The organism is Psychrobacillus sp. NPDC096426, assembly GCF_044762745.1.
Taxonomy (GTDB): domain Bacteria; phylum Bacillota; class Bacilli; order Bacillales_A; family Planococcaceae; genus Psychrobacillus.
This window is the reverse complement of the sequence record NZ_JBIWEX010000010.1, coordinates 60,548-83,969: the sequence shown is the minus strand read 5'-3', so window position 1 is coordinate 83,969 and position 23,422 is coordinate 60,548. Positions and strand designations below refer to the sequence as shown.

Here is a 23,422-nt window from a genome sequence, read left to right as displayed (position 1 = left end):
TGTTGGTCAAGTACTTTTTTTCACGATTTCATTTTCCACAATTTTATTCACAAGAAAAAACTAGTAGCACCAACATATCAACAGACTTATGCACATTGTCCACAGATTCCAAGATTACTTTTCCACATAGTTGTGTGTAAATGAGACACAATATATAGAAAATACAAAACTTATGCACATCTTATCCACAAACTGTGCATAAGTACGAACGTTCCCTATTGACAATTCCAAATATACCTGTTAAAAAATCCCCTTTTCTTGTCGAAGAAAAGAGGATTTCGTTTAGTTCCAACTAGTTAATTCCATTCCTGGTCGACCATTCATCGACATATCACTTGTTTTTCCTGCAGAAAACTTAGAATTTCCTGCAGCAGCAATCATTGCTGCATTATCTGTACACAAGGAAATCGGAGGCACGTAAAATGGAATGTTTTCTTTTTCGAATGTTACTTCAAGCGATTGACGAAGTCCTCTATTGGCAGCAACTCCGCCTGCTGCAATCACTTGTTTTACTTTAAATTCTCGTGCCGCGCGTAGTGTTTTTGTCGTTAATACTTCGATGACACTTTGTTGGAAACCTGCTGCTAAATGGTTAGCATTGATGGCTTCACCGCGTTGCTCCGCATTATGTTGATAGTTGATCACGGCAGATTTTAAGCCACTAAAGCTAAAGTCGTAAGATCCTTCTTCCAACCACGCCCTTGGGAAAGGTACCGCACCGTCGCTCTCATTAGCAAGTCGGTCAATATGTGGTCCTCCCGGATAAGGTAAATTTAATACTCTGGCCACTTTATCGTATGCTTCACCGGCTGCATCATCTCTTGTTTCTCCGATTAGTTCGAACTGACCGTCTTCTTTCATTAATACTAATTCTGTATGACCTCCCGACACGACTAGTGCTAAAAGCGGGAACTCCATTGGTTGCACAAGTGCATTCGCATAAATATGACCAGCAATATGATGAACGCCGACTAGTGGAAGGCTGTTCGCAAATGCAAATGCTTTTGCTGCATTTATACCGATTAATAGCGCACCTACTAGTCCCGGACCTTCTGTAACTGCAACTGCATCTAGATCTGCTGGTGTCATATCCGCCTGCTTCAACGCTTCTTCGATGACGATCGTAATTTGCTCGACATGATGTCTTGACGCAATTTCAGGCACAACTCCACCAAAACGTTTATGGCTTTCGATTTGAGAAGCGACAACGTTTGAAATGATTTCATGGCCATTTTTTACGATGGAAGCCGCCGTTTCATCACAGCTCGTTTCTATTCCTAATATATATTGATCTTTTATCATTTGAACTCCACCCACATGACAAGAGCATCCTCTTGTGTATCTGTATAATAATTTTTTCGTATGCCACCGTCTTGAAAACCTAGTTTATAATACAAGTTTTTGGCGATCTCATTTGTCACTCGTACTTCTAGCGTCATTAGTACAACATCTTGTTCTAGCACTACACGAATTGCTTCGCGCATTAAGCCTTCCCCAATTTTTAAGCCACGCATACGCTCCGAAACTGCTACATTCGTTATATGACTTTCATCTAGGACAATCCACATACCGCAGTACCCAACGATCTCTTTCGCTTCTGTCTCTGCCACAATATAGTACGAATACAAATTTGTCGTCATTTCATGTTCAAAAGCTTCTCTTGTCCACGGCACGGGAAATGCTTCTTCTTCTATTAATAAAATTTGATCGATATCGTCCACTGTCATTTTTCGATACGTAATTGTTTCATTCGTTATCATGTTTCTTCTGCTCTTTCATCCAGTTTGCTTCTGCCTCTGTTATGCGTAAGTATTCGGGAACCGTCGTATGTGCTTCTGTTGGTTGTTGTTTTTTTGCTAGTTCGATTAGGACAGCAGCACTTGGTAAGGAGAATGCCGCATTCACACGCTGCACTTTATCGCCAAGTACTTCCTTAATCTGTTCCCAGTGAATGTCCACATCCATTCCGACAAATAAAACCGGCTGTCTCATTTCATCTACTGTGTTTAACAATTCCAAAAGCGACATATGTGCTTCTTTCACTACTTCCCCGTTCGTATAAATTCCTGCGAATACATTGCCGCGTCTTGCATCCATAATGGCACAAACAATCCCAGGAAAATATGGTGCATTCTCAGCTAACACTTGCAGGCTCGATACCGAAACGATCGGTAAATTAAGTGTCCAAGCAAGTGTTTTTCCAATTGTTACCCCAATTCTTACACCTGTATAGGAACCTGGACCTTGGGCAACAGCAATCGCATCAATTTCATTCGGTTTTATATTCGCTTTTTTCAACAGTTCCTCAATTGCAGGCATTGCCCCAATTGAATGGGTAATTTTAAGGGACGACTTATATTCTGCAAGTACTTGTCCATCTTTCACAACAGCTACCGCAAGCGGCGTATGGGATGTATCTATTCCTAACCAAATCATTCAAAAAGCTCCTCACATAATCGTTCATATCGATCTCCAAACGGAGTAAACGTAAACTTCCGCTTATCGTTTTCTAGGCGGTAGATCTGAATTGCCAAACGCTCTGATGGCAAGTCTTCTTTTATCAAATGAGCCCACTCAATAATGCTTACTGCCTCCCCGTAAAACAACTCGTCCCATCCTAAATCCTCATCACTATTCTCTAAACGATATACATCGAGATGATTCAAAGGAAGTCGGCCTTCATATTGTTTTAATATCGTAAATGTCGGGCTATTTACATTCCGTGTAATTCCTAAACCCTTCGCCACACTTTTTGTAAATGTTGTCTTGCCAGCTCCTAAATCGCCTTCTAACGTTAGTACGTCACCAGACGCTAAGCTTTCCGCAAGCAGTCGAGCAAGCCTTTCTGTTTCCTGCTCCGAATTTACCGTTCGTTCATACATCATCGGTTGCTATCCTTTCTTCGTACATTTCTATTTGCTTCTATTATAAAGAAATAAGCGGCGGAATGTAAGTATGCAGTCTTTGAGCAAATTTGAACAAAAAAAATCACTCCGCGAAATGGCGAAATGATTTTACTCTCATTAGTGTACTAGACGTACAATTTGTTCTACAGCCTGTTCTCCAGCATGCACCCATCTATTTTTATTTTCAATTTTTCCGTCTTTGTCTAGAGGGTCCTGGAACTGATTGAACCCTGTAGAAGTTAATAATGAATTTTCATCCATATCTAAGCCGACGTTCACTACATGCTTAATAACATAAGGCGTTTGAAATCTTATATATGCTTCTTGATGATCCAAGTCACCTTCAAGTACTTCGAATGGAAGTCTTAAATAGATTGTCTCTCCTGCTTCACGCCATAAAACATTATCAAAGCTTCCTTTATGATAATCCCAATTTCCTCCGATACTATATCCCAAATGTTGAATGCTGTTTCGCAATTGACCAAAATATGCTCGCTTTCCTTCTAAATCTGTTTGTAGTTGCAACAAAACTATTCACTCCTTCTTAAATACTCCATCATATCTTTTCCATAAAGTAATATTTACAAACAGATCGAATGTAAAAAAGACTAATAATAAGGGACATAAATTCTCTCCCTTTATTAGTCTTGTATTGATTCTATTAAATCCAAAGAGAGAACAGTCCCTCTGTAACGCCAAGATTATACATATAGTAAATACCGAAAGCAAAACTAATCCCGCCTGCTATTACTGCCAATATTCTGTTTACACTGTATTTTCGGGAGCTAAATACAAATGGGATACCGAGTACAGTTGTGAAACAGAGCATTCCTAAAATGGTACCTGCTCCAAAAACCACAATATAAATAGCTGCTTCCCAAGTCGTCTGCACAGTCGTCAGTGTAAGTAATACCATTGCAGCACTACCAGCTAGCCCGTGAACTAAACCAATTGCAGTAGATTTTAAGTAGGGATATTTGTTTTCTAAAGAGCTTACATGTGAATGTGTATGCTGTTTTTTCTCGCGAAAACTAATAATGTTCATAATTCCTAAATAAACGAGCATAATTCCTACTAAAAATTCAAGAGACATCGAAATCTTTGCTGAGATTTCATCCTTCATTATGATTAAAATAATACCAACGATGAACAGTGTTAACGTATGTCCAATTCCCCAAAAAACACCTGCTAGTGTAGATTGCCAAAGCTTCTTACTTTTACTTGCAATTGTAGACACAGCAATAACATGATCCGGCTCAATTGCATGCTTGATACCGAGAACAAAACCTAATGATAATATTGAAAATAACGTTATACTCATTTATTCTCCCCTTTTTTTAAAATCTGAACGATTAGCTACTAGTATTTTCTTAATAACATAGGTTTTTTAGTAAACCACTCTCGTCGAATGAATGAAGTGCATACCGCTAATATTTCTTCGATTTGTTGCGTAGAAGAACCTAGAATTCGAATCGTACATCCCGATTCGTAGAGCATGGACATACCCAATGTACACCCCTGTTTATAGTCTTCCAATTGTTCATACAATTGATGCAGAAAACTTGGTGTACACCGTTCATCCACGACAAGCATCGAACCTAAATGCGTGTAACTTTCCATAAATCCTATATCCTCTACTTGCGAATCACTAGGTTCTAACTTTAAATGATCAAATGCAATTAACTCGTCGTCCATATATATTTCGTTTTTCAAACGAAGATAATCATATTTAAACCATTCTCCATTAGGAGACCAGCCTGGAGTTAATATATCGGTATAAAGAAGTGTCGATCCTTTTTCCATTCTAATTACGGTATTTTGATGGTATTTGGCATCACGATAAGCGATTAAAGGATCTGGAATGTATTCTAGAACACTACCCTTTTTTAATATAAATTCAGTTTCCTGTAAGACAGGGGTAATAAGCGTTCTATACACTTTTGTAGCAGATTGCGTCGTTAATATAAGCTCTGCATTTTCCTCTAGCGTCACTTCTATACGATATCGGTCACCACCGACGTAACCACCGCCAGGATTTATGACAAAAAAGCAAGCTTGTCCCGAACTATCAAGATAATTGGGGCGCATTACTTTTAATGCACCCTGGAAGTATACAGTTTTAGTGACAGTTCTTTCTTTCTTCTTTTCCATCACAAGTTGTAAAATACCTGTCCACTGTTTCATCTTATTTTAAACCTGCCAATAACGCATTTTTCTGAATCCAATCTATTACCTCATCTAATCCGGTATTATCTTGAAGGTTTGTAAAGATAAATGGCTTGTTTCCTCTGAATACCTTCGTATCCGAAGCCATTACGTCTAAGTTTGCACCAACATATGGCGCTAAATCGATTTTATTAATAATGAACAAATCGGATTTAATCATCCCTTGTCCGCCTTTACGTGGGATTTTCTCTCCTTGCGCAACATCAATAATATAAATAGAGAAATCGACAAGCTCTGGACTAAATGTTGCAGCTAAGTTGTCTCCACCACTTTCAACAAAGATTAGATCCAGATCAGGGTGACGCTTTATTAAATCTTCAATCGCAGCGGAGTTCATCGAAGTATCTTCCCGAATTGCGGTATGCGGGCATCCTCCTGTTTCGACCCCAATAATACGATCCTCCGGTAAGACTCCATTATTCATTAGAAATTTGGCATCTTCTTTTGTATATATATCATTTGTAATGGCAGCCATGCTAATATCATTTGCCATATGACGCGTTAACTTTTCTACTAACATTGTTTTACCAGCACCTACTGGACCGCCTACTCCGATTTTAATTGGATCCATAAACAAATACTCCCTTCCTTTATGCCATTAAGACATGAATATGCGGATATTCACTCTTTCATGCTTCATTTGTGCTATTTCTAGACCCGGAGCTACGGCACCAAAGTCTTCTTCCGCTAGGTTCCCTATTTTGTCCAAAGATTCTTGAATATACGACTGAAATTCTCGCAATAATTGTTGGCCAGCTGTTTGACCAAGGGGTATTCCACGTACCGCATTTTGAACTAAACCTGAAATGGAAGAATAAAGATACGCAGAAATTCCTAACTTTTGTGGAACTCCCAACTGAAAAGCTATTATAGAGAATACGATTGCAGGATGAGCAAATGACACACTTTCTAATACTCTTTGTTTATACGTTTGTAATAGAGGACTAGCATATAAATCTACTCCTAAAGTGAGCATTCTCTCCCCTATTTTTTTTGTACCTTCTCGCGTTTCTCTTGGTAGGTTTTGAACGGTAATACGTCGATCTAGCTCCCATATTATTGCAAGATCATTATTCGATAATGCCTCATATACTAGTCGACAAGCGAGCCCGTCTGAATAGACGAGCTGCTCATCTAAATACATTTTGAGCCATTTCGAAAAACTCGGTTTATCATGCACTTTGTTTTCTTGAATATACGTCTCCAAGCCAAACGAATGACTGAATCCCCCGGTCGGCAAATTGGAATCGCATAATTGGAACAAAGACAACAAGTAATTAGTCATGACTATGCCCAATATGACGGAAGGCTTGTCTCACTTTTCGCTTTTCACGTGCATAAGGAATTTCAAGTTGTTCTAATAACTCCTCTACCAAATAATCATATTGAACGAGCATTTGGTCTTCTTCAAACTGAGCAGGTAAATGTCTATTTCCTAGTTGATGGGCAATTGTTCCCATTTCATGCACGCTTCTTGGCGATATGATTAATAAATCATCTGGGAAAACCTCCACAATGATCATATTTTTTTCATCCATGTAAAGCACATCGCCAGCTTGTAAATCCTTCGCTTCCTTCAAGCGAATCCCGATCTCTTTTCCATGATCAGTTTTAACCCGTTGAATTCGTTTTACTAAGTCACTGCTTTCCAAGTATATTTTTTCCTTATGCGTACTTGCCAATATAGTAGGATCTAGTTGATGGATATTCGTTACTACTTCTTCAACTATCATTATCTCACCTCAAAATAAGAAATATCGTTGCCCCATTGGAACTGTATCTACTGGATCACACGTTAGAAGCTCTCCATTTACTTTCACTTCATAAGTTTCTGGATCTACGTCAATATCTGGCGTTTCTCCATTTAGTTTCATATCTTTTTTCGTTAAATTACGAATACCATGTACGGGAAGAACTGTTTTTTGCAAGCCAAGTTTTTCATGTACGCCAGCTTCATATGCTGCAGTCGAAACAAATGTAATCGACGCTTTATACTTCGCTTTCCCCATCGTTCCATACATTGGACGATAAAGAATAGGTTGAGGAGTTGGGATAGAAGCATTGGCATCTCCCATTAAGCTTTGTACAGCAATTCCACCTTTCAGAATCATGCTTGGTTTTACACCGAAGAATCTAGGTTCCCAAAGTACTAAATCTGCGAACTTCCCTACTTCAATAGATCCTACATATTCGGAAATACCTTGTGCAATTGCTGGATTAATCGTGTACTTTGCAACATATCGTTTCACGCGATTATTGTCGCCTACTCCCTGGTCCTCTTTAAACTTACCACGTTGTTTTTTCATTTTATCCGCAGTTTGCCATGTACGAATAATGACTTCTCCAATACGACCCATTGCTTGAGAATCCGAGCTAGTAATACTAAAAACTCCTAAGTCTTGCAGAATATCCTCGGCAGCAATTGTTTCCGCACGAATACGCGAATCAGCAAATGCTACGTCTTCTGGAATATCAGGGCTTAAATGATGACAAACCATTAACATATCTAAATGCTCGTCAATTGTATTCACCGTGTATGGAAGCGTTGGGTTAGTAGACGCTGGTAATACATTCATCTGACCAGCTACTTTAATAATATCCGGCGCATGTCCACCCCCAGCACCTTCAGTATGGAATGTATGAATAACCCGATCTTTGAATGCGGAAACTGTATTTTCTACGAATCCACCTTCATTTAATGTATCCGTATGAATCGCAACTTGAACGTCGTATTCATCGGCCACTTTTAGCGAGTTATCAATACAAGCGTAAGTTGCACCCCAGTCTTCATGTACTTTCAAACCGACTGCACCAGCACGAACTTGCTCAGCAAGTGGTTCTTCTGCAGCTGCATGACCTTTCCCTAAGAAACCAACGTTGATGGGCATATCCTCTGCGGCTTCCAGCATTCGATGTATATGCCATTCTCCTGGCGTAACCGTCGTTGCCTTCGAACCTTCTGCAGGACCGGTTCCACCTCCGAAAAGCGTCGTTACTCCTGCCGTCAAAGCCGTATCGATCTGAGCCGGGTTGATGAAATGCACATGCGTATCAATACCTCCAGCTGTTAAAATTTTATGTTCTCCCGCAATTATTTCAGTAGATGCACCAATAACGATATTCACATTATCCATTAGTAATGGATTTCCCGCTTTTCCTATCGCAACAATTTTACTGTCACGAATTGCGACATCCGCTTTATAAATGCCTGTATAATCTAGAACAATAGCATTAGTAATGACTGTGTCTGGAATATTTTCATCACGCGAGGCTAGTGGATGGCTCCCCATTCCATCACGAATTACTTTTCCTCCACCGAATATAACCTCTTCACCATAAGTTGTATAATCCTTTTCAATTTCTATAAATAATTCGGTATCCGCTAGGCGTACCGCGTCTCCAGTTGTAGGACCATACATAGAAGCATATTGTTGTCTCGTCATATTAAAGCTCATCGTGTTACCCCCGATCTAATGATCCTTCAGTTTTATTGTTCAACCCGTAAACACGTCGTTCTCCACCAAAAGGTACAAGCTGTACGTCTTTTTTATCTCCCGGCTCAAAGCGCACGGCCGAACCAGCTGGGATATTCAGTCGATATCCAAAAGTTTCTTCCCGATTAAATTCAATCCAACTGTTAATTTCAAAAAAATGGAAGTGTGAACCCACTTGTATAGGTCGATCTCCCTTATTTACAACAGATATTATTTTCAACTCTCTTCCTTCGTTACAAATGATGTCCTCTTCTTTTAATACGTACTCCCCAGGTATCATGCAAAAAAACCTCCTTTTTAGCGAATAGGTGAATGTACAGTAACGAGCTTCACACCATCTGGGAATGTTGCCTCTACTTGCACATCATCAATCATTTCAGAAACTCCAATCATTACATCGTCAGCAGATAAGATAGTGGCACCATAAGCCATTAGTTCCGCTACTGTTTTACCGTCCCTAGCCCCCTCTAATATTTCATATGTGATGAGGGACACTGCCTCCGGATGATTGAGCTTTAGCCCTCTTTCCTTACGACGTCTAGCCAAGTCCGCTGCAACGACGATTAATAACTTTTCTTCTTCGCGGGGTAATAAATGCACAGCATTTCCTCCAATCGTAAAAATGAAATAGTTTTATCTCATTTTTTAGTCAAAATAGTAAATACTAAATGGTATTTACTTACAATTACCTCACAATAATAATTTGGAAATTATTATTGTAAGAAAGGAACGAGCTAAAATTACTACAATTAGGAAGCATCTTTCAGTGGTAAGTTTAGGTTAATCAATGAAAACTTATACACTAAAAAAGACCTCTATAAGATTTTGCAGAGTTCTTTTCGTCTAATTTAGTGAATTTAAATACAGAAACATATCCTTTAAAAAAACAGTCCATGGGGAAATTTAACTCTTTTCCTTCACAGATTATCTACTAGTGTAGATTTATCTGAAACACAAAATCATAAGACAGCACCTAGGCTGTCTTATGAAAGATACGGTCTTAGTTTTTTTAATACCACTTCTTCCACTTCCTCACGGACCAGTTCCTCCGTAATAGTCCCCGGCAGAGGTTGAAACCATTTAATCTCTCCATCTTTATAATGTCCAGCAAATTTATAATCTTTAATGGTGAAACTAAATTGAATTACTTCATGGGGCAAACCATCAAAAATTTCTTTTTCATATTGAAAATTTTCAATCACTTAAACAACCTCCCTTATATATTTTTTTAAAATTACCCATTCAGTTATGTCCCTTTTTCAAATTTTCAACCCTCATTTAAGTATTAATTCGTTCGATCAAGTGAATCATATTTTTATTGGCTTAAAATAAAATTGTGTATGTCTAATATCCCCTAAATAAATTGGAAGGGGTTAACAGTTAATTTCAAAGTATTTTACGCTAAATTATTACGCAACCTATTTTTTATGAGAAAGGAGTGATTTCGGATGAATATAGAGGAAAGGAATTCTTTATACGCCAACAAATACTTCTCATTTATTCTCTATGCCTTTAAAGGAGTCTCACAAGTTCTACTAATAGACAATGTTATTACAGGGATACTAATTATTGTTGGGATTATGTTGTTCTCCCCTCTTTTAGGGTTAATAGCTTTTGTTTCATCCCTATTAGGTACAGTGCTCGCCTATGATTTAAATGGAGATATAAATGATTTAAGCATTGGGCTCTTCGGGTTTAACCCCACTTTAACTGGAATGGCAACTATGTTTCTCGTAAATAGCCCTTATAGTTGGATATATGCATTAGTTGCTGCTTCAGCTTCCTCTATTTTATTTCTCATACTGGATCGTTCTTTTAAAAAGAAGAATATACCAGTACTTACTGTACCGTTTATCCTCATTACTTGGTTCATGCAGCTCGCGGGTGTTCACTTAGGTATTTTCCACGTAAACCCTGAATTTATCGTAGAGACACGAACAGTATTTACTTTTGCTCCCGACAATTTACCCAATTTCTTATTGGTATTGATAAAAGGGACTAGTGAAGTCTTTCTAATCGATTCCGTTTGGACGGGGCTTCTTATCTTGGTTGCACTCTTCTTAGCAGGATGGAAGTACGGGGTGAATGCGATTATCGGAACGTTTGTTGCGCTGCTAACCGCATACTTTTTCGGAGTGGATACGGTGACGATTGAATTGGGTCTTTTCAATTTCAATGCTATTTTATCCATTATTTCAGTTGGTTTGACTTTTGATCATAAAGAAAGAAGTATAGCCATCACAGGGATTATTGCTGCGATGGGTTCGGTGATTTTCACAGCGGGTATCAACTTATTAGTTTTTCCGCTTGGTCTGTCTGCTCTCACTTTTCCATTTATCGGGGTAACATGGATTTTTCTATGGATACGAAATAGCTTTCTGAAAGATTGAAGTGCTCGAAAAGGAGAGGGTGAAAAACTAATTTTTACAAATAAGTAACGTCTTTAGTTGGTAAATTTAGGTTAATCAATTAAGATTTATACAATAAAAAAAGATCCCCATAATGTGCGGAGTTCTTTTGGTCAAATTTAGTGGATTTGGAAGAAGCTTGCCATAAATAAGCAAAACATATCATAGAAACAGTAGTTAATACTGTCTAATTAATATTTCGTTGATAAAAAAAAGACAGCACATCGGCTGCCTTATACAATATATGGTCCCAGCTTTTTTAAAACTGCTGATTTCACATCATCCGAAAGGACATCCTCTGTAAGATGCTCAGGTTTTGGAGAAAACCAGCTAATTTCGCCATCTTTATAGTGTCCTTTAAAGGAGTTCTCCTCCATTGTGAAACTAAATTGAATTACCTCATGCGGTAAGCCTTCAAAAATTTTATCAATTTTAAAATTCTTCATCATTATAAATATCCCTAGTTCGTGCTCTATTTTCTTCAGCACTGCCTCCTCTATCTCTTGAGGAAGCGCATCTACAAGCCGCTCAGGTTTTGGATGAAACCAATTAATTTCTCCATCTTTATAATGCCCTTTGAATGTGTTGTCCTCAACGGATAAACTAAATTGAATTATATTATGAGGCAAGCCTTCAAAAAATTCTTTTTCATATTGAAAATTTTCTATCATAAAAACCCTCCTTTCGACATTTTTCATAAATTACTTATTCGGTTTTATCTCTTTTTCGTATATCAAATCCTCCATTTAATATTTTACCAGTAAATCTATCTAATTTAATTGGTAGGTTTTCACAAATAATATCGAAGCATTCTATGTTAAATTAATACGTATCTTACAAGTAGGTATTTTACATAAATCAAAAATTCACTGATATCCAAATGAGTTTTTTGGAAGATTAGATTAATCAAAATGTAATCGAATTGAAACAGACTATATGTTTATATTGACTTAATATAGGTTACATAAACATAGAGAATGATGTTTTGGAGGAAGTTTTATGTCGCAAAAGAGATTAACGTGGGTAGATGTTACGAAAGGGTTCTTGATGATTCTTGTTGTCATCGGTCATTATCCTGGAGAACTAGATTTCCCATTCATCAAATATATTTATTGGTTTCATATGCCGGCTTTTTTCTTATTAAGTGGCATATTTTTCAAAGAAATAAAAGATAATCAAAACACTAAAATGACGATAAAGAAGAGGTTTATGCAGCTAATGGTGCCGTATTTATTCTTCTTATTTATTATTACAACTGTTCGTTATAGTATGGAACTAGCTTTAGGCAACTTTGAGTTATCTTGGTATTTACAAGACCTATGGAAGCTAGTTATTGGAGGGCGTTTTGCACGCGGTGCCTACGGAGTTTTTTGGTTTGTAACGACGTTATTTTTTACATACTTGCTATTCATTTGGATGACCAAATACTTAAGTCGTGTAAAACAAATCATGCTGCTTGTCATTTTCTATTTAGTAGCGCATTTAGAAAGTATACTTGCCATGCATGTTATAAGCGGAGCTCCAGCTGAAGCTGCTCAAACGATTCCAATGTTATGGAATTTAGACGTTGTATTAATGGCAATCGTCTATTTTTCCCTTGGTTATTATGCAAAATCTGTTTGGATGAATGTAACGCTTCCATGGTTATTCGGTGCTCTCGTATTGGTATTTGGTGCAGTTGCTGCAGATTTTGTGGGATGGATCGATTATCATTTGAGCATGAAGTTTTTACGCTACGACCATTTTGCGCTCGATCTATTAATCCCTATTGCCTTTATAATTGTCATCTTTGGCATTTTCCAAAGGCTGACGATTATTCTACCACTAGATTGGTTGGCGAAAGTTGAAAAACACTCGATTGCTATTATGTACTTGCATATTTTCACAGATATTATCATGAACGATTATTTCCAATATGGATTAATTGGATTTACGACTTTAGGTTTAGCTATTCCAATTATCGCTTCGATTGTTATTCAAAAAATATTACCGTACGGAAAGTTCTTTCTTGGAGATATTCGCGCAAAAAAACCAATTCACCTATAAAAATAACCTCTTCCTTGTTACGGGAAGAGGTTTTATTGTCGTTATTCGAATCCTTACAATGAATGATATTTCTTTACCCGCTTATCAAATCCTACAAGCTTTTGTACTCCTAAGGACTTGAGCATATCTGCATTCACAACCGTAAATTTCCCTAAATCATCGGGATAATGAGAATCTGAAGACACCGTAAACTCTACACCATGTTCCACTAAAACCTTCACAAAATCAGGTCCAGGGCACATTTCTTTCACTGGATAACGATAATAAAGCCCAGCATTCACTTCCGTTGCAGTCCCCGTATCCACAAGCGCATCCGCAATCCGTTTATACCAAGTCTGCATAAAATCCATATCATCCACTTGAAAATTGAACACTTTCAAATTATCCAAATGCGCTACAAAATCAAACAACTCCGAGCGAATCGCTTTTTCTACCGTCGTAAAAAATTGCTCATACAATACTTTTAAATCCATACCTTTAAATTTATCAACAGTTTGCGGATTATCAAATCCCCAACCATCTACAAAATGAACGGAACCAATCACATAATCCCATGGATATGCGCTTAAAAGCTCCTTTAGCTCCGTATCACAACCAACAAAATAATCCGCTTCAATACCTAATCTTAGCTCCACGCCTTCACTGCGCCATTTCTCTTTCGCTCGCAAAATAGTATCCACAAAATCATTCATATTTTCGGTCATCACACTATCCAACCAGTATCGTTGCATCTTTCCTAAATCCGATGCATCCAAAATCATATTTTTTTCAAAATAAGCTTTTGTCTCGTGAAAACGATACAAATGATCAACTATGCCGACTTCCTTCAATTCTAGCTGTTTCGCTCGCATTAAGTAAAAATCTAGCCATTCTTCACTATAACACCCTTGATCTAATCTATTTTTCAACGCATTTATTTGCCAAGTTATATATTCCTTCGTGCCTTTTTCCAATCTATCTGGCGAATGAAAAGAAGCGATTGCTTGAGAAGTTCTCTCCAACCAACGAAACGAGTATGGACCTTCCTCCAAATGTACATGATAATCCATTTTCATTTACACTTACCTCCATCTACCTTTGTCCATTTTCCTTCAAACGCTGTCCAACTAGTGGGGCGTACTTCATTACAAATAACTTCCGAAACGTCATTCAAGTTGCAAATTGTGTAAAAAGATTTTTGGTTCACCTTCGTTGTATCCGCTAATAATATCCGACAATAACTATTTTCCAACATTTTTGCAGAAACAAGCGATTCATCCAAATCGTAGTCAAAAACGATTCCTTCATCAATCCCGCCGCAAGATAAAAATGCTTTATCCAAATTCATGCGACTAAGCCATTCTAATGTCATCGCTCCAGAAACAGAAGATTGTTCTGGATTCGTCGTCCCTCCAAGTAAAATTACTTTCCCTGTCATTCTTTTTTCTTCTAACGCTACGTTGAACCTAACTGCAGCAGAAATAGAATTTGTCACGACCGTTACATTATTCACTTCCACAAGAAAATCTGCAATGTGGACAGTAGTCGTCCCAACATCTACCGCAATTGTATCGCCGTCCTTAATACGCGCAGCTGCAACACGAGCTATTTCACGTTTCGCCTCTTTTTGCATATCCATTTTCCGCAAATACTCCGGCTCTTTTCGTAAATTAATGAACTTCACGGCACCACCATGCACTCTTGTCAATAAATGCTGTTCCTCTAACTCATCAAAATCACGGCGAATCGTTTCCGGTGCAACATTTAACTCTTCGGCAATCACGGAGACAACAATCTTTCGATCGAACTCTAGCTTACTTAAAATATGTTCAAAACGTTCTAATTTGGAATAGGTCATAATAACGCAACCACATCTTCTTGGGACACATAGCATTCGTAAGTATTCCCAAGTACTAGCGAAGCTTCTCTTTCATGTAACTGCTCCACGGAAAAAGTACGTTCACCTACTTGAAAAACAGTACGAATGACATTTCCACTCATCACAGCCTCTTTCGCAATACCTGTGAAACGGTAGTCTCCCTCTTTTGCTTTCAAATGTATTGCTTCCGGGCGAATCGCAAACTTCTCTCGTTCAGTAGGCAATTTCATACCAATCATTTGCTCCAATTCTTTGCGCGTAAATACATTATAATGCCCGATAAAATTCGCAACGAATTCACTTTCTGGTTTCGTATAAATCTCTGTTGGAGACCCTGCTTGCGCAATTTTCCCTTTATTCATCACGAATATTTTATCCGACACCGCCATAGCTTCTTCTTGGTCATGCGTAACTAAAACCATTGTCATGCCAAGCTCTGTTTGAATCGAACGCAAATCTGCTTGTAACTTTTTACGAATTTGCGCATCTAGTGCACTTAATGGTTCATCTAAAAGTAAGACTTTTGGGCGTACGATCAATGCTCTTGCTAATGCAACACGTTGTTGCTGTCCCCCGGATAATTCATGTGGAAAAGCATTTTCTTTATCGGATAAGTGCACTAGTGTTAGTGCTTCTTTCACTTTTTGTTCTATATCACTCGCGTTCATTTTTTTCATTTTCAACCCGAATGCGACATTTTCTTTTACCGTCATATTCGGAAATAATGCGTAGGATTGAAATACCATTCCTACTTCACGATTTTTTGGTTGGATATTGTTCATGCTTTTTCCTTCGATTTTTACAATACCTGAAGTTGCATCTGTTAAACCGGCAACAATACGTAAAATGGTACTTTTACCGCAACCACTTGGGCCGAGTAACGTTACAAACTCGCCTTCTTTAATTGTCATGTCAATATTCGATAACACCGCGTTTTTGCCATACGTTTTATGAAGACCTTCTATTACAACATAACTCATACTTTAGCAGCCCCTTTTGATCGTTTCGTTAACATGGATATGATAAAAGTTAAAATACCCATTAATACTAAGTAAACAAACACCACGCTACTCGCAATATGACCGCTCGTACTTAACTTTTTCATCAAATATATTTGAACCGTTTCAAATCTTGAACCAACGACTAAGTTAATCAACACAAATTCACCGAACAATACGGAAAATGATAATAACGCACCAGCAAACAGTCCCGGATATACAGCGGGTAATAACACCTTCATAAATGCTTGGGCTTTAGATGCTCCTAATAACTCAGCCGCATCTAACAACTGCTTTGCATTCACATTGCGCAAACTATTCCGTGTCCCTTGATAAATGTAAGGCAAAATACTAATCACATATGCCCCTAAAACAGCAAAAATCATTGGCACTCCAATATGTGCATACGCACGGATTAACCCAACCGCTAAAATAACACCCGGAAAAGCATAGACCATCACAACTGCCGCTTGAATCCATTTCTCATACTTTGGAAAATAAAGTACGATAACAAAAATCGCCGGAACGATAAACAATAAAGCTAGCAGTACCGCTCCTCCAGAAAGTAACACCGATCGTCCAAACGCTTCGATAAAACTACTATCCTGAAATAGCGTAGATATCCATTTAAACGTTAGCCCTTCCGGTAACACTGTTTTATTCCAATTAGTTGCAAACGCATAAAGCATCGTAGCTAAAATTGGGAGGAATAAATATAAAAGAAGGAAGACAAAGAATAGATCCGCAAAACCTTTCTTTTTCACTATAAATTCCTCCTTGTTTTCTTAATACTCCACTCACTTAATAGCATCGCGATAATCATCGTCACTCCGAGCAACACTGCAATCGCACTCGCTAGCTCTGGTTGAGCAAAAATATCGCCACTTAATAATGCACCAATTCGAATAGCCACTAAATTATAACTACTGCCTGTCAGTGCATAAGCAGACGCATACGCTCCCATCGCATTTGCAAAAAGAACACTAAATGTTCCTACAATCCCCGGAAGCATAATTGGAATTCCAATTTTTCGCCAAAACTGAAACGTCGATGCCCCAAGTAATGCCGCTGCATCCTTCCATTGCTGCTGAATACCATAGTAAATTGGATATAAAAGCATCAAGGAAAGAGGTAACTGAAAGTAAATATACACGAGTAGTAACCCGCCCCAGCTATACAAAGAAAACGACGATAACGAATCGATTCCCCATTTATCAAATAACAGCGTAAACAAACCACTATTACCTAACAAAATGATAAACGCGAACGCTAGTGGGATACCGGAGAAATTTGATGTCAAATTCGTAATCATTAAAATACGCTCACGCACCGGCTCTGAAAAACGCATCATCGCATACACCGCAAACAACGTTACAATTAGCGCGACTATAGCGGATACAGCAGACAAAGTAATGCTATTTTTAAATCCTTGTAAAATATAGCTACTCGTCAAAGCCTCTTGATAATGACCGAACGTAAAGCCATCACTATTACTAAAACTTGAAATAACCATATATAACAATGGTACGACGAAAAATAACAAGACGAGCACTAAAAACGGCAAAACCCAAACGATCAACTGCTTTTTAGAAGTCAACGAATATCACTACTCCTTTTTAAAGTAAGAAAAGAGGCACTAGGCCTCTTTTTTCGTACGTACACCGTTCAGTAGAAGAGGAACCATTTCTTCTGAGGGCTCTATATCTAGTAATTGACAAACTAAAGGCGCCACTTGAAGCTGTGAAACAATCCCTTCATTAATACCTGGCTTCACCTGATCCGACAATACAAACATCGGAACATGTCGATCTTCTATTGTATTACCACCATGATTTCCATCACTCGTCATTCCGTGATCGGCAGTCACGATAACTTCATATCCTTGTTCCAAACATTTAGGGATGAACAACGAAAGAATCGCATCTACTGCTAATACACGATTACGGTATTCCTTGGAATCCGCCGTAAACTTATGGCCATCATCATCCACATTCATCGGATGAATATATAAAAAGTCAGGCTGTTTCTCATCCATTAACCAAGCTGCTTCTGCAAATAAATGACTGTCTGGATAATGGTCTTCAAAATAGAATAGTCCATTTTCGATCGGGAGATCTGAATCCAATTGAATACGATCCGCAAAATGATTAAAAGGAGCGCTATTATATAGTTCACTCACCCAGTAGTAAGCAGCTGCGGCGGTTGTCTTCCCGCTCTCTTTTGCTAAATGGAATAAGCTTGTTTGATTGGATAAACGTACAGTGGCATTACTTGTGACACCATGAATAATTGGTGGTGTCCCCGTTAAAATCGTCTCATATAGTGGGCGAGATAATGAGGGTACTTCTGAGCGCACTTCATAGCGCGCAGCAGCACCTCTTTCCACTAAATGTTGCATATATCCCATATGTGTACATGCGGTATCGTACCTGAGTGCATCTACCACTATAAGAACTACACGATTATTTGACATGGATTAACACCTGTTCTTGGAACATTTGTGGAATTTGTTTCGTTGTTTCTTCCCACGCTTTTTGATCACCAACTGGTTTTGCATTTGCATACATTTCCGACGGTAATAACAATGCTTCTACTTCCGCTGAAAGCTCTACATTTTCACGGATTGGGCGAGCATACCCTTTTGCAAGATTTTCTTGTCCAGCATCCGATAAAATGTATTCACGCGTTAGCATTGCAGCATGTGGGTTTTTCGCGTATTTATTAATAACCGTTGCATAACCAGAAGTTACAGAACCCTCTTCTGGAATTACTACATCAAAACGAGATTCATCAATTTGGCTACGGTAACCTAAAGAGTTAAAGTCCCAAAGAATTGCTACATCGATTTCCCCTTTTTCCAAGTTTGCTACAGTTGGATCACCTTGTAAGCGACCTTGTTTCGCAAGCTCCGCGAAGAAATCAATACCTGGTTGTAAATTTTTCTCATCTCCACCAAAAGCCATTGCTGCTGCTAAAATAGCAAACTGTGCTTGGTTCGCGGTTAATGCATCCCCAATACTCACATTGTAATCACCGTTTTTAATATCTTCCCATGATTTAGGTGGGTTTTTCACATTATTTGTATCTGTTAAAAAGGACATTGTTCCTGTATATCCAACAACCCAGTGGCCTTCATCGTCTTTAGCCCAATCCGGAATATCATCCCAATGAGAAGTTTTATAAGCTAATGTTAAATCTTTGTCTTTCGCAATCGGTCCAAACGCAATACCAACGTCTCCAATATCAGCCGTTGCATCTTCCTTCTCAGCTTCAAACTTTGCAAGTTCTTCTGCACTCGACATGTCTGTATCTGCATGTTTTAAGCTGTACTCAGTCCCAAGCTCTTCCCAAGTTTCCACCCAGTTCGCCCATGTATCTGGCATACCTACCGAGTTTACTGTACCTTCTTCTTTTGCTTTTGTTGTAATCTCATCTAACGATAAATCGTTGCCATTAACTGTTGATCCGGCAGACCCATCTGAACAAGCTGCCAAAATAGATACTGCTAGTACACCGATTAAACTTTTCTTCCAGATACGCTTAAAAGACATTAATGAAAACCTCCGTTTGTTTGTGTTTGTTTTGATTTGCTTACAAGGTTTATATTACGAAACAAACATTAAGCAAGTATGGAGTAGTTAATAATGTTAAGTAAAAATTGTTGAGATATTGTGAAAGTGCATGGAGAATTCGGACGATTTTAGGAACTCATTTCATTTCAAACACAAAAAACTACCCTTAAATAGGATAGTTTTCGAGATAGGGATTGCGTCTTAAGGATAGGATCTTCGGGTTTGTCGTGTTGAGCGGTCTTTTTGTCGTGCTCCGGGTAGTCTTTGTCGTGTACAAAGGCTAGTTTGTCGCGTTCGCAGTGTATTTTGTCTCCTTCAACCATATACTGTAAAATTCGAAACTGATTAGCAAGCAATTTTCGTGGAGCTTGCCCTAGCTTGCTTGGAGAAAGCTATCCACATAATTTCATATGCCTCAAAAAAATCCTATGCAAAACACTTTGCATAGGATTCCTTGATTAATTGAGTACTTTAATTTTCACCTTTTTGACTCCCCATTCCATCGCATTATCATAAGATGGAATAAATACATCAATTTTATGGCCTTTAATAGCCCCACCTGTATCACCGGCAATAGCCTCTCCATAACCTTCCACCCAAACTTTTGTACCGAGTGGAATAATTCTTGGATCTACGGCAATCACTTTCTGATTCGGATTGGAACGCAAGTCAATTCCATAGGCAGTCGTCCCGGAACATCCTGCACAATATGCTGTATAGGCTGTTGCTGTAACAGTCATTTCATTCGCTACTTGTGCTTCTACCTTTTCTTCCTTTACTACCGGTACTACAATTGGTGGGGTTGTAACAATTGGAGTGAATACAGCCGCCACCTTCCTATCAGGCTTTTTAGGAACGGTCTCTCCTTCCATCCCCTCACCGCTCACTATCAATTCATCGCCAGGGTGTATTAAATACCCGTCCAAATTATTCCATTCCATTAACGACTCCAATGGAATATTATGTTTCAGTGCAATTCGAAACAAATTATCCCCTTCCATGACCTCATATACTCTAGGCTCTTCTTCCAGTTCTACTGGTGGATAATTGACTAACCCCAAATCTAAAGCATATTGAAACGGCAAATCAAATTCTTCTGGAAAACTATAGGAAGCATCGAGATCGCCCCCTCCTGTGCCTATCTGCATAAGATCCGCCGCTTGTGTTACGGTGTTCGTTGAAAATGTTATAAGCACAATGAACAAAAATGTTCTAAACTTCAAAATAAATCCTCCTTTACAAGTAAACTGTAAAACATTTTTATTTCGACACAGTCTTGCCCAAAAACTCCGAAAAACAAACATTCTAATAAAATAAAAAGAAGCCACCTTCCAAAACAATTAAAATCTGTTTTGAAAAATGGCCATATTTTTCGAAAAATTCCAGTATAAGAAATTACAATTTTAATAGAAAATATTGGCGAAGGGAGACCAATTTCTTACGAGAACAACCAATTCTATGAGGTAAGCAACCAAATTGAGTGCAAAAGCAACTAATTCACACACGAAAGCAACCAATCCAAAACCAGTCCATTCTCTCCCAAAACAAAAAGAGCCGCCTAAGCAACTCTTCCTTAAACTTGCATATTTTCAATGATTGTTGCGATGCCCATACCGCCAGCGATACATAGTGTCACCGCACCATATTTGTTACCAGTACGTTCTAGTTCGTGAACTAATTTCGTCAATAGTATTGCACCAGTCGCACCAATTGGGTGCCCCATTGCAATGGCTCCACCATTTGGATTCACCTTGCTGTAATCTAGACCTAATTCATTCACACAGGCAACGGCTTGCGATGCGAATGCTTCATTCAATTCTACTACATCTAAATCTGCCATCGACAAATTAGTTTGCTTCAATGCTTTTTGCATCGCATACACAGGACCCAGTCCCATTAACTCAGGTGCACAGCCTACAGAAGCTTGTGCGATTATGCGTGCTTTTGGTTTGTAGCCACGTTTTAATGCTTCGTCTTCAGACATTACTAATAACGCAGCTGCTCCATCATTCCGACCACTAGCGTTACCTGCAGTTACCGTACCACCTTCCTTGAAAACCGGCTTCAATGCTGCCAGCTTCTCTAAAGTTGTTTCTCTAAGGTGCTCGTCGACTTTAAATTCTACAATACCTTTACGAGTTTTCACTGGATACGGGGCTATCTCTTTTTCAAAATAACCTTTTTCAATTGCATTTTTCGTTTTTTCCTGGCTGCTTAATGCGAATTCATCTTGCGCTTCTCTTGAAATCCCATACTTTTCTGCAACATTTTCCGCTGTGATTCCCATATTCAAATCTCCATAAACTTCTCTTGGCTGAGACCCCGGTTGACTAGCCGTATTCGGATCTTTTAGCGAAACGTCTCCAGACTTTGTTCCAAAGCGCACACTATTCACATAATATGGTGCAGTACTCATCGACTCTGCTCCACCCGCAATAATAATTTCGCTTAACCCTGTTTGAATTTGTTGAGCTGCAGAGTTTACCGCTTGAACGCCAGAACCACATTGTCTATGAATTGTATATCCAGGAATCTCTACAGGAATGCCTGCACGAAGCATCGCAACTCTTGCTAAGTTTGATACATCCGCACTTTGTTTCGCTTGACCTAAAATCACTTCTTCGATAACAGTTTTATCTAATTCTGTACGACGAATCAATTCTTCTATTACATGTGATCCCAAGTAATCTACTGTTTCATTGCCAAGGCTTCCACCCAGTTTCCCAATTGCTGTACGTACAGCATCTACGATTACTACATTTTTCATCTCATCATCTCCAACCCATTAACTTCTTGCATAATGCTTCACTTTTTCACGATCAATTTCTACACCGAATCCAGGACCGGTTGGGATTACCACTTCAAAGTTTTCAAACTTAATAGGTTCCAACGTAAGATCATCTTTAAACAATAAAGGACCGAATATTTCTGTACCAAATTTCATTTCTGGGATTGTTGCGTACAGTTGAGCACAAATTGCTGTTCCTAAGCTAGACTCAATCATCGTACCTCCATACAATCCAATTCCTGCTGCTTCTGCTATACCCGCCACTTTCTTCGTTTGCGTTAGCCCTCCTGCTTTGCAAGGTTTCAACGCGATACAATTTCCGGCACGGTGCTTCGAAATTTGGAATACATCTTGTATGCTATTTGCAGCTTCATCTGCCATAATTGGTACTTTAAAACGAGAGGTTAACCTTGCCATTCCTTCGTAATTCCATGTTTGTAGCGGCTGCTCTATCATCGAAACGCCGCCATCTTCTAGAGCTGCGATACAATAATTCGCGGTATCCTCGTCCCACGCTTGATTGACATCGACCGTAATACGAGCTTCGTCTCCAACTGCATGTTTTATCTTTCGAACATGCTCGACGTTTTTAAACGGATCGCCTTTTCCTATTTTCAACTTGAAAATATTATGGCGCTTTTGATGCAAAAATTCTTTCGCTTCTTCAATATCTTTTGCAGTATTTCCACTTGCAAGTGTCCATGCAATTGGCAATGAAGTATGAATTTGGCCTCCGAATAATTCGAATGCCGGTATATTTTTACTACGAGCGGCTAAATCAATAATTGCAGCTTCCACTACCGTTTTCGCAAAATTATTGCCTCTAACTTGCTTCGAAACCTCATACATAATTTTGTCAAAATGAATAGGATCTTTCCCGATAACTAGCGGTGCAATATACGTATCTATATTTGCTTTAATCGCTTCAGGTGTCGACTCTCCGTATGATGCTCCTCCAATAGTCGCCACTTCGGACCAGCCCTCGCGCCCTTCCTCATCTGTGACACAACCTACTACGACTGATTGGGAGACAATCGTATGCATCGCTAATTGGTGCGGGCGAATTGTTGGTAAATCTAATATATAAACATCAAAAGAACGTATTTTCATTTAGAACCAACTTTCT

The 23,422-nt window shown here is 38.7% G+C and carries 27 protein-coding genes; 2 read left to right on the top strand and 25 right to left on the bottom strand.

Annotated elements, in window-relative coordinates:
* Positions 1-282 precede the first annotated feature (282 nt).
* The 14 genes from tsaD to ACIQYS_RS10505 form a co-directional block, all read right to left on the bottom strand.
* On the bottom strand, positions 283-1,302 hold the full coding sequence (gene tsaD, locus ACIQYS_RS10570) for a tRNA (adenosine(37)-N6)-threonylcarbamoyltransferase complex transferase subunit TsaD (RefSeq protein WP_402978884.1): 1,020 nt from the start codon (positions 1,300-1,302) through the stop codon (positions 283-285).
* Positions 1,299-1,760, bottom strand: coding sequence for a ribosomal protein S18-alanine N-acetyltransferase (rimI, locus tag ACIQYS_RS10565; protein WP_402978881.1), 462 nt, complete (start codon positions 1,758-1,760; stop codon positions 1,299-1,301). The genes tsaD and rimI overlap by 4 nt, the downstream gene beginning before the upstream one ends.
* Positions 1,747-2,436 (bottom strand): tRNA (adenosine(37)-N6)-threonylcarbamoyltransferase complex dimerization subunit type 1 TsaB, encoded by a 690-nt coding sequence (gene tsaB, locus ACIQYS_RS10560; RefSeq protein ID WP_402978878.1) that lies wholly within the window; start codon positions 2,434-2,436, stop codon positions 1,747-1,749. Before tsaB ends, rimI begins: the two co-directional genes overlap by 14 nt.
* On the bottom strand, positions 2,433-2,885 hold the full coding sequence (gene tsaE, locus ACIQYS_RS10555) for a tRNA (adenosine(37)-N6)-threonylcarbamoyltransferase complex ATPase subunit type 1 TsaE (RefSeq protein ID WP_402978875.1): 453 nt from the start codon (positions 2,883-2,885) through the stop codon (positions 2,433-2,435). Before tsaE ends, tsaB begins: the two co-directional genes overlap by 4 nt.
* Positions 2,886-3,023: 138 nt before the next feature.
* Positions 3,024-3,434 (bottom strand): YugN family protein, encoded by a 411-nt coding sequence (locus tag ACIQYS_RS10550; protein WP_402978872.1) that lies wholly within the window; start codon positions 3,432-3,434, stop codon positions 3,024-3,026.
* A 133-nt stretch (positions 3,435-3,567) separates the two neighbouring features.
* Positions 3,568-4,227, bottom strand: coding sequence for a HoxN/HupN/NixA family nickel/cobalt transporter (locus ACIQYS_RS10545; RefSeq protein WP_402978869.1), 660 nt, complete (start codon positions 4,225-4,227; stop codon positions 3,568-3,570).
* Between the two features lie 38 nt (positions 4,228-4,265).
* Complete coding sequence (locus ACIQYS_RS10540) at positions 4,266-5,090, bottom strand: urease accessory protein UreD (RefSeq protein ID WP_402978866.1); 825 nt, start codon at positions 5,088-5,090, stop codon at positions 4,266-4,268.
* 1 nt (position 5,091) lies between these two features.
* Positions 5,092-5,703 carry an urease accessory protein UreG gene (gene ureG, locus ACIQYS_RS10535; protein ID WP_402978863.1) on the bottom strand — a complete coding sequence of 204 codons (612 nt, stop codon included), beginning with the start codon at positions 5,701-5,703 and terminating at the stop codon, positions 5,092-5,094.
* A gap of 27 nt (positions 5,704-5,730) precedes the next feature.
* The gene (locus ACIQYS_RS10530) at positions 5,731-6,417 is read right to left on the bottom strand and encodes an urease accessory protein UreF (RefSeq protein ID WP_402978860.1); all 687 of its coding nucleotides are present in this window, start codon (positions 6,415-6,417) and stop codon (positions 5,731-5,733) included.
* On the bottom strand, positions 6,410-6,865 hold the full coding sequence (gene ureE / locus ACIQYS_RS10525; protein WP_402978857.1) for an urease accessory protein UreE: 456 nt from the start codon (positions 6,863-6,865) through the stop codon (positions 6,410-6,412). The genes ACIQYS_RS10530 and ureE overlap by 8 nt, the downstream gene beginning before the upstream one ends.
* Before the next feature lie 9 nt (positions 6,866-6,874).
* Positions 6,875-8,587 carry an urease subunit alpha gene (gene ureC / locus ACIQYS_RS10520; protein WP_402978854.1) on the bottom strand — a complete coding sequence of 571 codons (1,713 nt, stop codon included), beginning with the start codon at positions 8,585-8,587 and terminating at the stop codon, positions 6,875-6,877.
* Between the two features lie 4 nt (positions 8,588-8,591).
* Positions 8,592-8,906: an urease subunit beta gene (locus tag ACIQYS_RS10515; RefSeq protein WP_402978851.1), complete on the bottom strand. Its 315-nt coding sequence runs from the start codon at positions 8,904-8,906 to the stop codon at positions 8,592-8,594.
* Positions 8,907-8,923: 17 nt separating this feature from the next.
* Positions 8,924-9,226, bottom strand: a complete 303-nt coding sequence (locus tag ACIQYS_RS10510) for an urease subunit gamma (protein ID WP_402978849.1) — start codon at positions 9,224-9,226, stop codon at positions 8,924-8,926.
* A 383-nt stretch (positions 9,227-9,609) separates the two neighbouring features.
* Complete coding sequence (locus tag ACIQYS_RS10505; protein ID WP_402978846.1) at positions 9,610-9,828, bottom strand: DUF5342 family protein; 219 nt, start codon at positions 9,826-9,828, stop codon at positions 9,610-9,612.
* A gap of 246 nt (positions 9,829-10,074) precedes the next feature.
* On the opposite strand from ACIQYS_RS10505, the gene ACIQYS_RS10500 reads away from it, so the two are divergent.
* Complete coding sequence (locus ACIQYS_RS10500; RefSeq protein ID WP_402978843.1) at positions 10,075-11,016, top strand: urea transporter; 942 nt, start codon at positions 10,075-10,077, stop codon at positions 11,014-11,016.
* Between the two features lie 251 nt (positions 11,017-11,267).
* On the opposite strand, the gene ACIQYS_RS10495 is transcribed toward ACIQYS_RS10500, so the two are convergent.
* On the bottom strand, positions 11,268-11,705 hold the full coding sequence (locus ACIQYS_RS10495) for a hypothetical protein (protein ID WP_402978840.1): 438 nt from the start codon (positions 11,703-11,705) through the stop codon (positions 11,268-11,270).
* A gap of 328 nt (positions 11,706-12,033) precedes the next feature.
* Between ACIQYS_RS10495 and ACIQYS_RS10490 the strand changes: the two genes are divergently transcribed.
* Entirely contained in the window at positions 12,034-13,080 is a 1,047-nt protein-coding gene (locus ACIQYS_RS10490) for an acyltransferase family protein (protein WP_402978837.1), read from the top strand.
* A gap of 53 nt (positions 13,081-13,133) precedes the next feature.
* On the opposite strand, the gene ACIQYS_RS10485 is transcribed toward ACIQYS_RS10490, so the two are convergent.
* The 10 genes from ACIQYS_RS10485 to ACIQYS_RS10440 all read right to left on the bottom strand — a co-directional run bounded on the left by ACIQYS_RS10485 (position 13,134) and on the right by ACIQYS_RS10440 (position 23,406).
* Complete coding sequence (locus ACIQYS_RS10485; RefSeq protein WP_402978834.1) at positions 13,134-14,135, bottom strand: histidinol phosphate phosphatase domain-containing protein; 1,002 nt, start codon at positions 14,133-14,135, stop codon at positions 13,134-13,136.
* A complete protein-coding gene (locus tag ACIQYS_RS10480) occupies positions 14,132-14,917 on the bottom strand; it encodes a DeoR/GlpR family DNA-binding transcription regulator (protein WP_402978831.1) in 786 nt (261 codons plus the stop codon). The genes ACIQYS_RS10485 and ACIQYS_RS10480 overlap by 4 nt, the downstream gene beginning before the upstream one ends.
* The gene (locus tag ACIQYS_RS10475) at positions 14,914-15,918 is read right to left on the bottom strand and encodes an ABC transporter ATP-binding protein (protein ID WP_402978828.1); all 1,005 of its coding nucleotides are present in this window, start codon (positions 15,916-15,918) and stop codon (positions 14,914-14,916) included. Before ACIQYS_RS10475 ends, ACIQYS_RS10480 begins: the two co-directional genes overlap by 4 nt.
* Entirely contained in the window at positions 15,915-16,700 is a 786-nt protein-coding gene (locus ACIQYS_RS10470) for an ABC transporter permease (RefSeq protein WP_402978825.1), read from the bottom strand. The genes ACIQYS_RS10475 and ACIQYS_RS10470 overlap by 4 nt, the downstream gene beginning before the upstream one ends.
* Complete coding sequence (locus tag ACIQYS_RS10465; protein ID WP_402978822.1) at positions 16,700-17,533, bottom strand: ABC transporter permease; 834 nt, start codon at positions 17,531-17,533, stop codon at positions 16,700-16,702. Before ACIQYS_RS10465 ends, ACIQYS_RS10470 begins: the two co-directional genes overlap by 1 nt.
* 39 nt (positions 17,534-17,572) lie before the next feature.
* Positions 17,573-18,409: an alkaline phosphatase family protein gene (locus ACIQYS_RS10460; RefSeq protein WP_402978819.1), complete on the bottom strand. Its 837-nt coding sequence runs from the start codon at positions 18,407-18,409 to the stop codon at positions 17,573-17,575.
* Positions 18,399-19,487, bottom strand: coding sequence for an ABC transporter substrate-binding protein (locus ACIQYS_RS10455; protein ID WP_402978816.1), 1,089 nt, complete (start codon positions 19,485-19,487; stop codon positions 18,399-18,401). Before ACIQYS_RS10455 ends, ACIQYS_RS10460 begins: the two co-directional genes overlap by 11 nt.
* Before the next feature lie 479 nt (positions 19,488-19,966).
* Positions 19,967-20,731 (bottom strand): 3D domain-containing protein, encoded by a 765-nt coding sequence (locus ACIQYS_RS10450; RefSeq protein ID WP_402978813.1) that lies wholly within the window; start codon positions 20,729-20,731, stop codon positions 19,967-19,969.
* 350 nt (positions 20,732-21,081) lie between these two features.
* Positions 21,082-22,275: a thiolase family protein gene (locus ACIQYS_RS10445; protein WP_402978809.1), complete on the bottom strand. Its 1,194-nt coding sequence runs from the start codon at positions 22,273-22,275 to the stop codon at positions 21,082-21,084.
* A gap of 18 nt (positions 22,276-22,293) precedes the next feature.
* Positions 22,294-23,406: a muconate cycloisomerase family protein gene (locus ACIQYS_RS10440; RefSeq protein ID WP_402978804.1), complete on the bottom strand. Its 1,113-nt coding sequence runs from the start codon at positions 23,404-23,406 to the stop codon at positions 22,294-22,296.
* Positions 23,407-23,422: the final 16 nt, after the last annotated feature.

Bases quoted from the DNA above. Each gene is read 5' to 3' on its own strand.
- tsaD (WP_402978884.1), bottom strand. From the start codon at position 1,302: ATGATAAAAGATCAATATATATTAGGAATAGAAACGAGCTGTGATGAA.
- rimI (WP_402978881.1), bottom strand. From the start codon at position 1,760: ATGATAACGAATGAAACAATTACGTATCGAAAAATGACAGTGGACGAT.
- tsaB (WP_402978878.1), bottom strand. From the start codon at position 2,436: ATGATTTGGTTAGGAATAGATACATCCCATACGCCGCTTGCGGTAGCT.
- tsaE (WP_402978875.1), bottom strand. From the start codon at position 2,885: ATGATGTATGAACGAACGGTAAATTCGGAGCAGGAAACAGAAAGGCTT.
- ACIQYS_RS10545 (WP_402978869.1), bottom strand. From the start codon at position 4,227: ATGAGTATAACGTTATTTTCAATATTATCATTAGGTTTTGTTCTCGGT.
- ACIQYS_RS10540 (WP_402978866.1), bottom strand. From the start codon at position 5,090: ATGAAACAGTGGACAGGTATTTTACAACTTGTGATGGAAAAGAAGAAA.
- ureG (WP_402978863.1), bottom strand. From the start codon at position 5,703: ATGGATCCAATTAAAATCGGAGTAGGCGGTCCAGTAGGTGCTGGTAAA.
- ACIQYS_RS10530 (WP_402978860.1), bottom strand. From the start codon at position 6,417: ATGACTAATTACTTGTTGTCTTTGTTCCAATTATGCGATTCCAATTTG.
- ureE (WP_402978857.1), bottom strand. From the start codon at position 6,865: ATGATAGTTGAAGAAGTAGTAACGAATATCCATCAACTAGATCCTACT.
- ureC (WP_402978854.1), bottom strand. From the start codon at position 8,587: ATGAGCTTTAATATGACGAGACAACAATATGCTTCTATGTATGGTCCT.
- ACIQYS_RS10515 (WP_402978851.1), bottom strand. From the start codon at position 8,906: ATGATACCTGGGGAGTACGTATTAAAAGAAGAGGACATCATTTGTAAC.
- ACIQYS_RS10500 (WP_402978843.1), top strand. From the start codon at position 10,075: ATGAATATAGAGGAAAGGAATTCTTTATACGCCAACAAATACTTCTCA.
- ACIQYS_RS10495 (WP_402978840.1), bottom strand. From the start codon at position 11,705: ATGATAGAAAATTTTCAATATGAAAAAGAATTTTTTGAAGGCTTGCCT.
- ACIQYS_RS10490 (WP_402978837.1), top strand. From the start codon at position 12,034: ATGTCGCAAAAGAGATTAACGTGGGTAGATGTTACGAAAGGGTTCTTG.
- ACIQYS_RS10485 (WP_402978834.1), bottom strand. From the start codon at position 14,135: ATGAAAATGGATTATCATGTACATTTGGAGGAAGGTCCATACTCGTTT.
- ACIQYS_RS10480 (WP_402978831.1), bottom strand. From the start codon at position 14,917: ATGACCTATTCCAAATTAGAACGTTTTGAACATATTTTAAGTAAGCTA.
- ACIQYS_RS10475 (WP_402978828.1), bottom strand. From the start codon at position 15,918: ATGAGTTATGTTGTAATAGAAGGTCTTCATAAAACGTATGGCAAAAAC.
- ACIQYS_RS10460 (WP_402978819.1), bottom strand. From the start codon at position 18,409: ATGTCAAATAATCGTGTAGTTCTTATAGTGGTAGATGCACTCAGGTAC.
- ACIQYS_RS10455 (WP_402978816.1), bottom strand. From the start codon at position 19,487: ATGTCTTTTAAGCGTATCTGGAAGAAAAGTTTAATCGGTGTACTAGCA.
- ACIQYS_RS10445 (WP_402978809.1), bottom strand. From the start codon at position 22,275: ATGAAAAATGTAGTAATCGTAGATGCTGTACGTACAGCAATTGGGAAA.
- ACIQYS_RS10440 (WP_402978804.1), bottom strand. From the start codon at position 23,406: ATGAAAATACGTTCTTTTGATGTTTATATATTAGATTTACCAACAATT.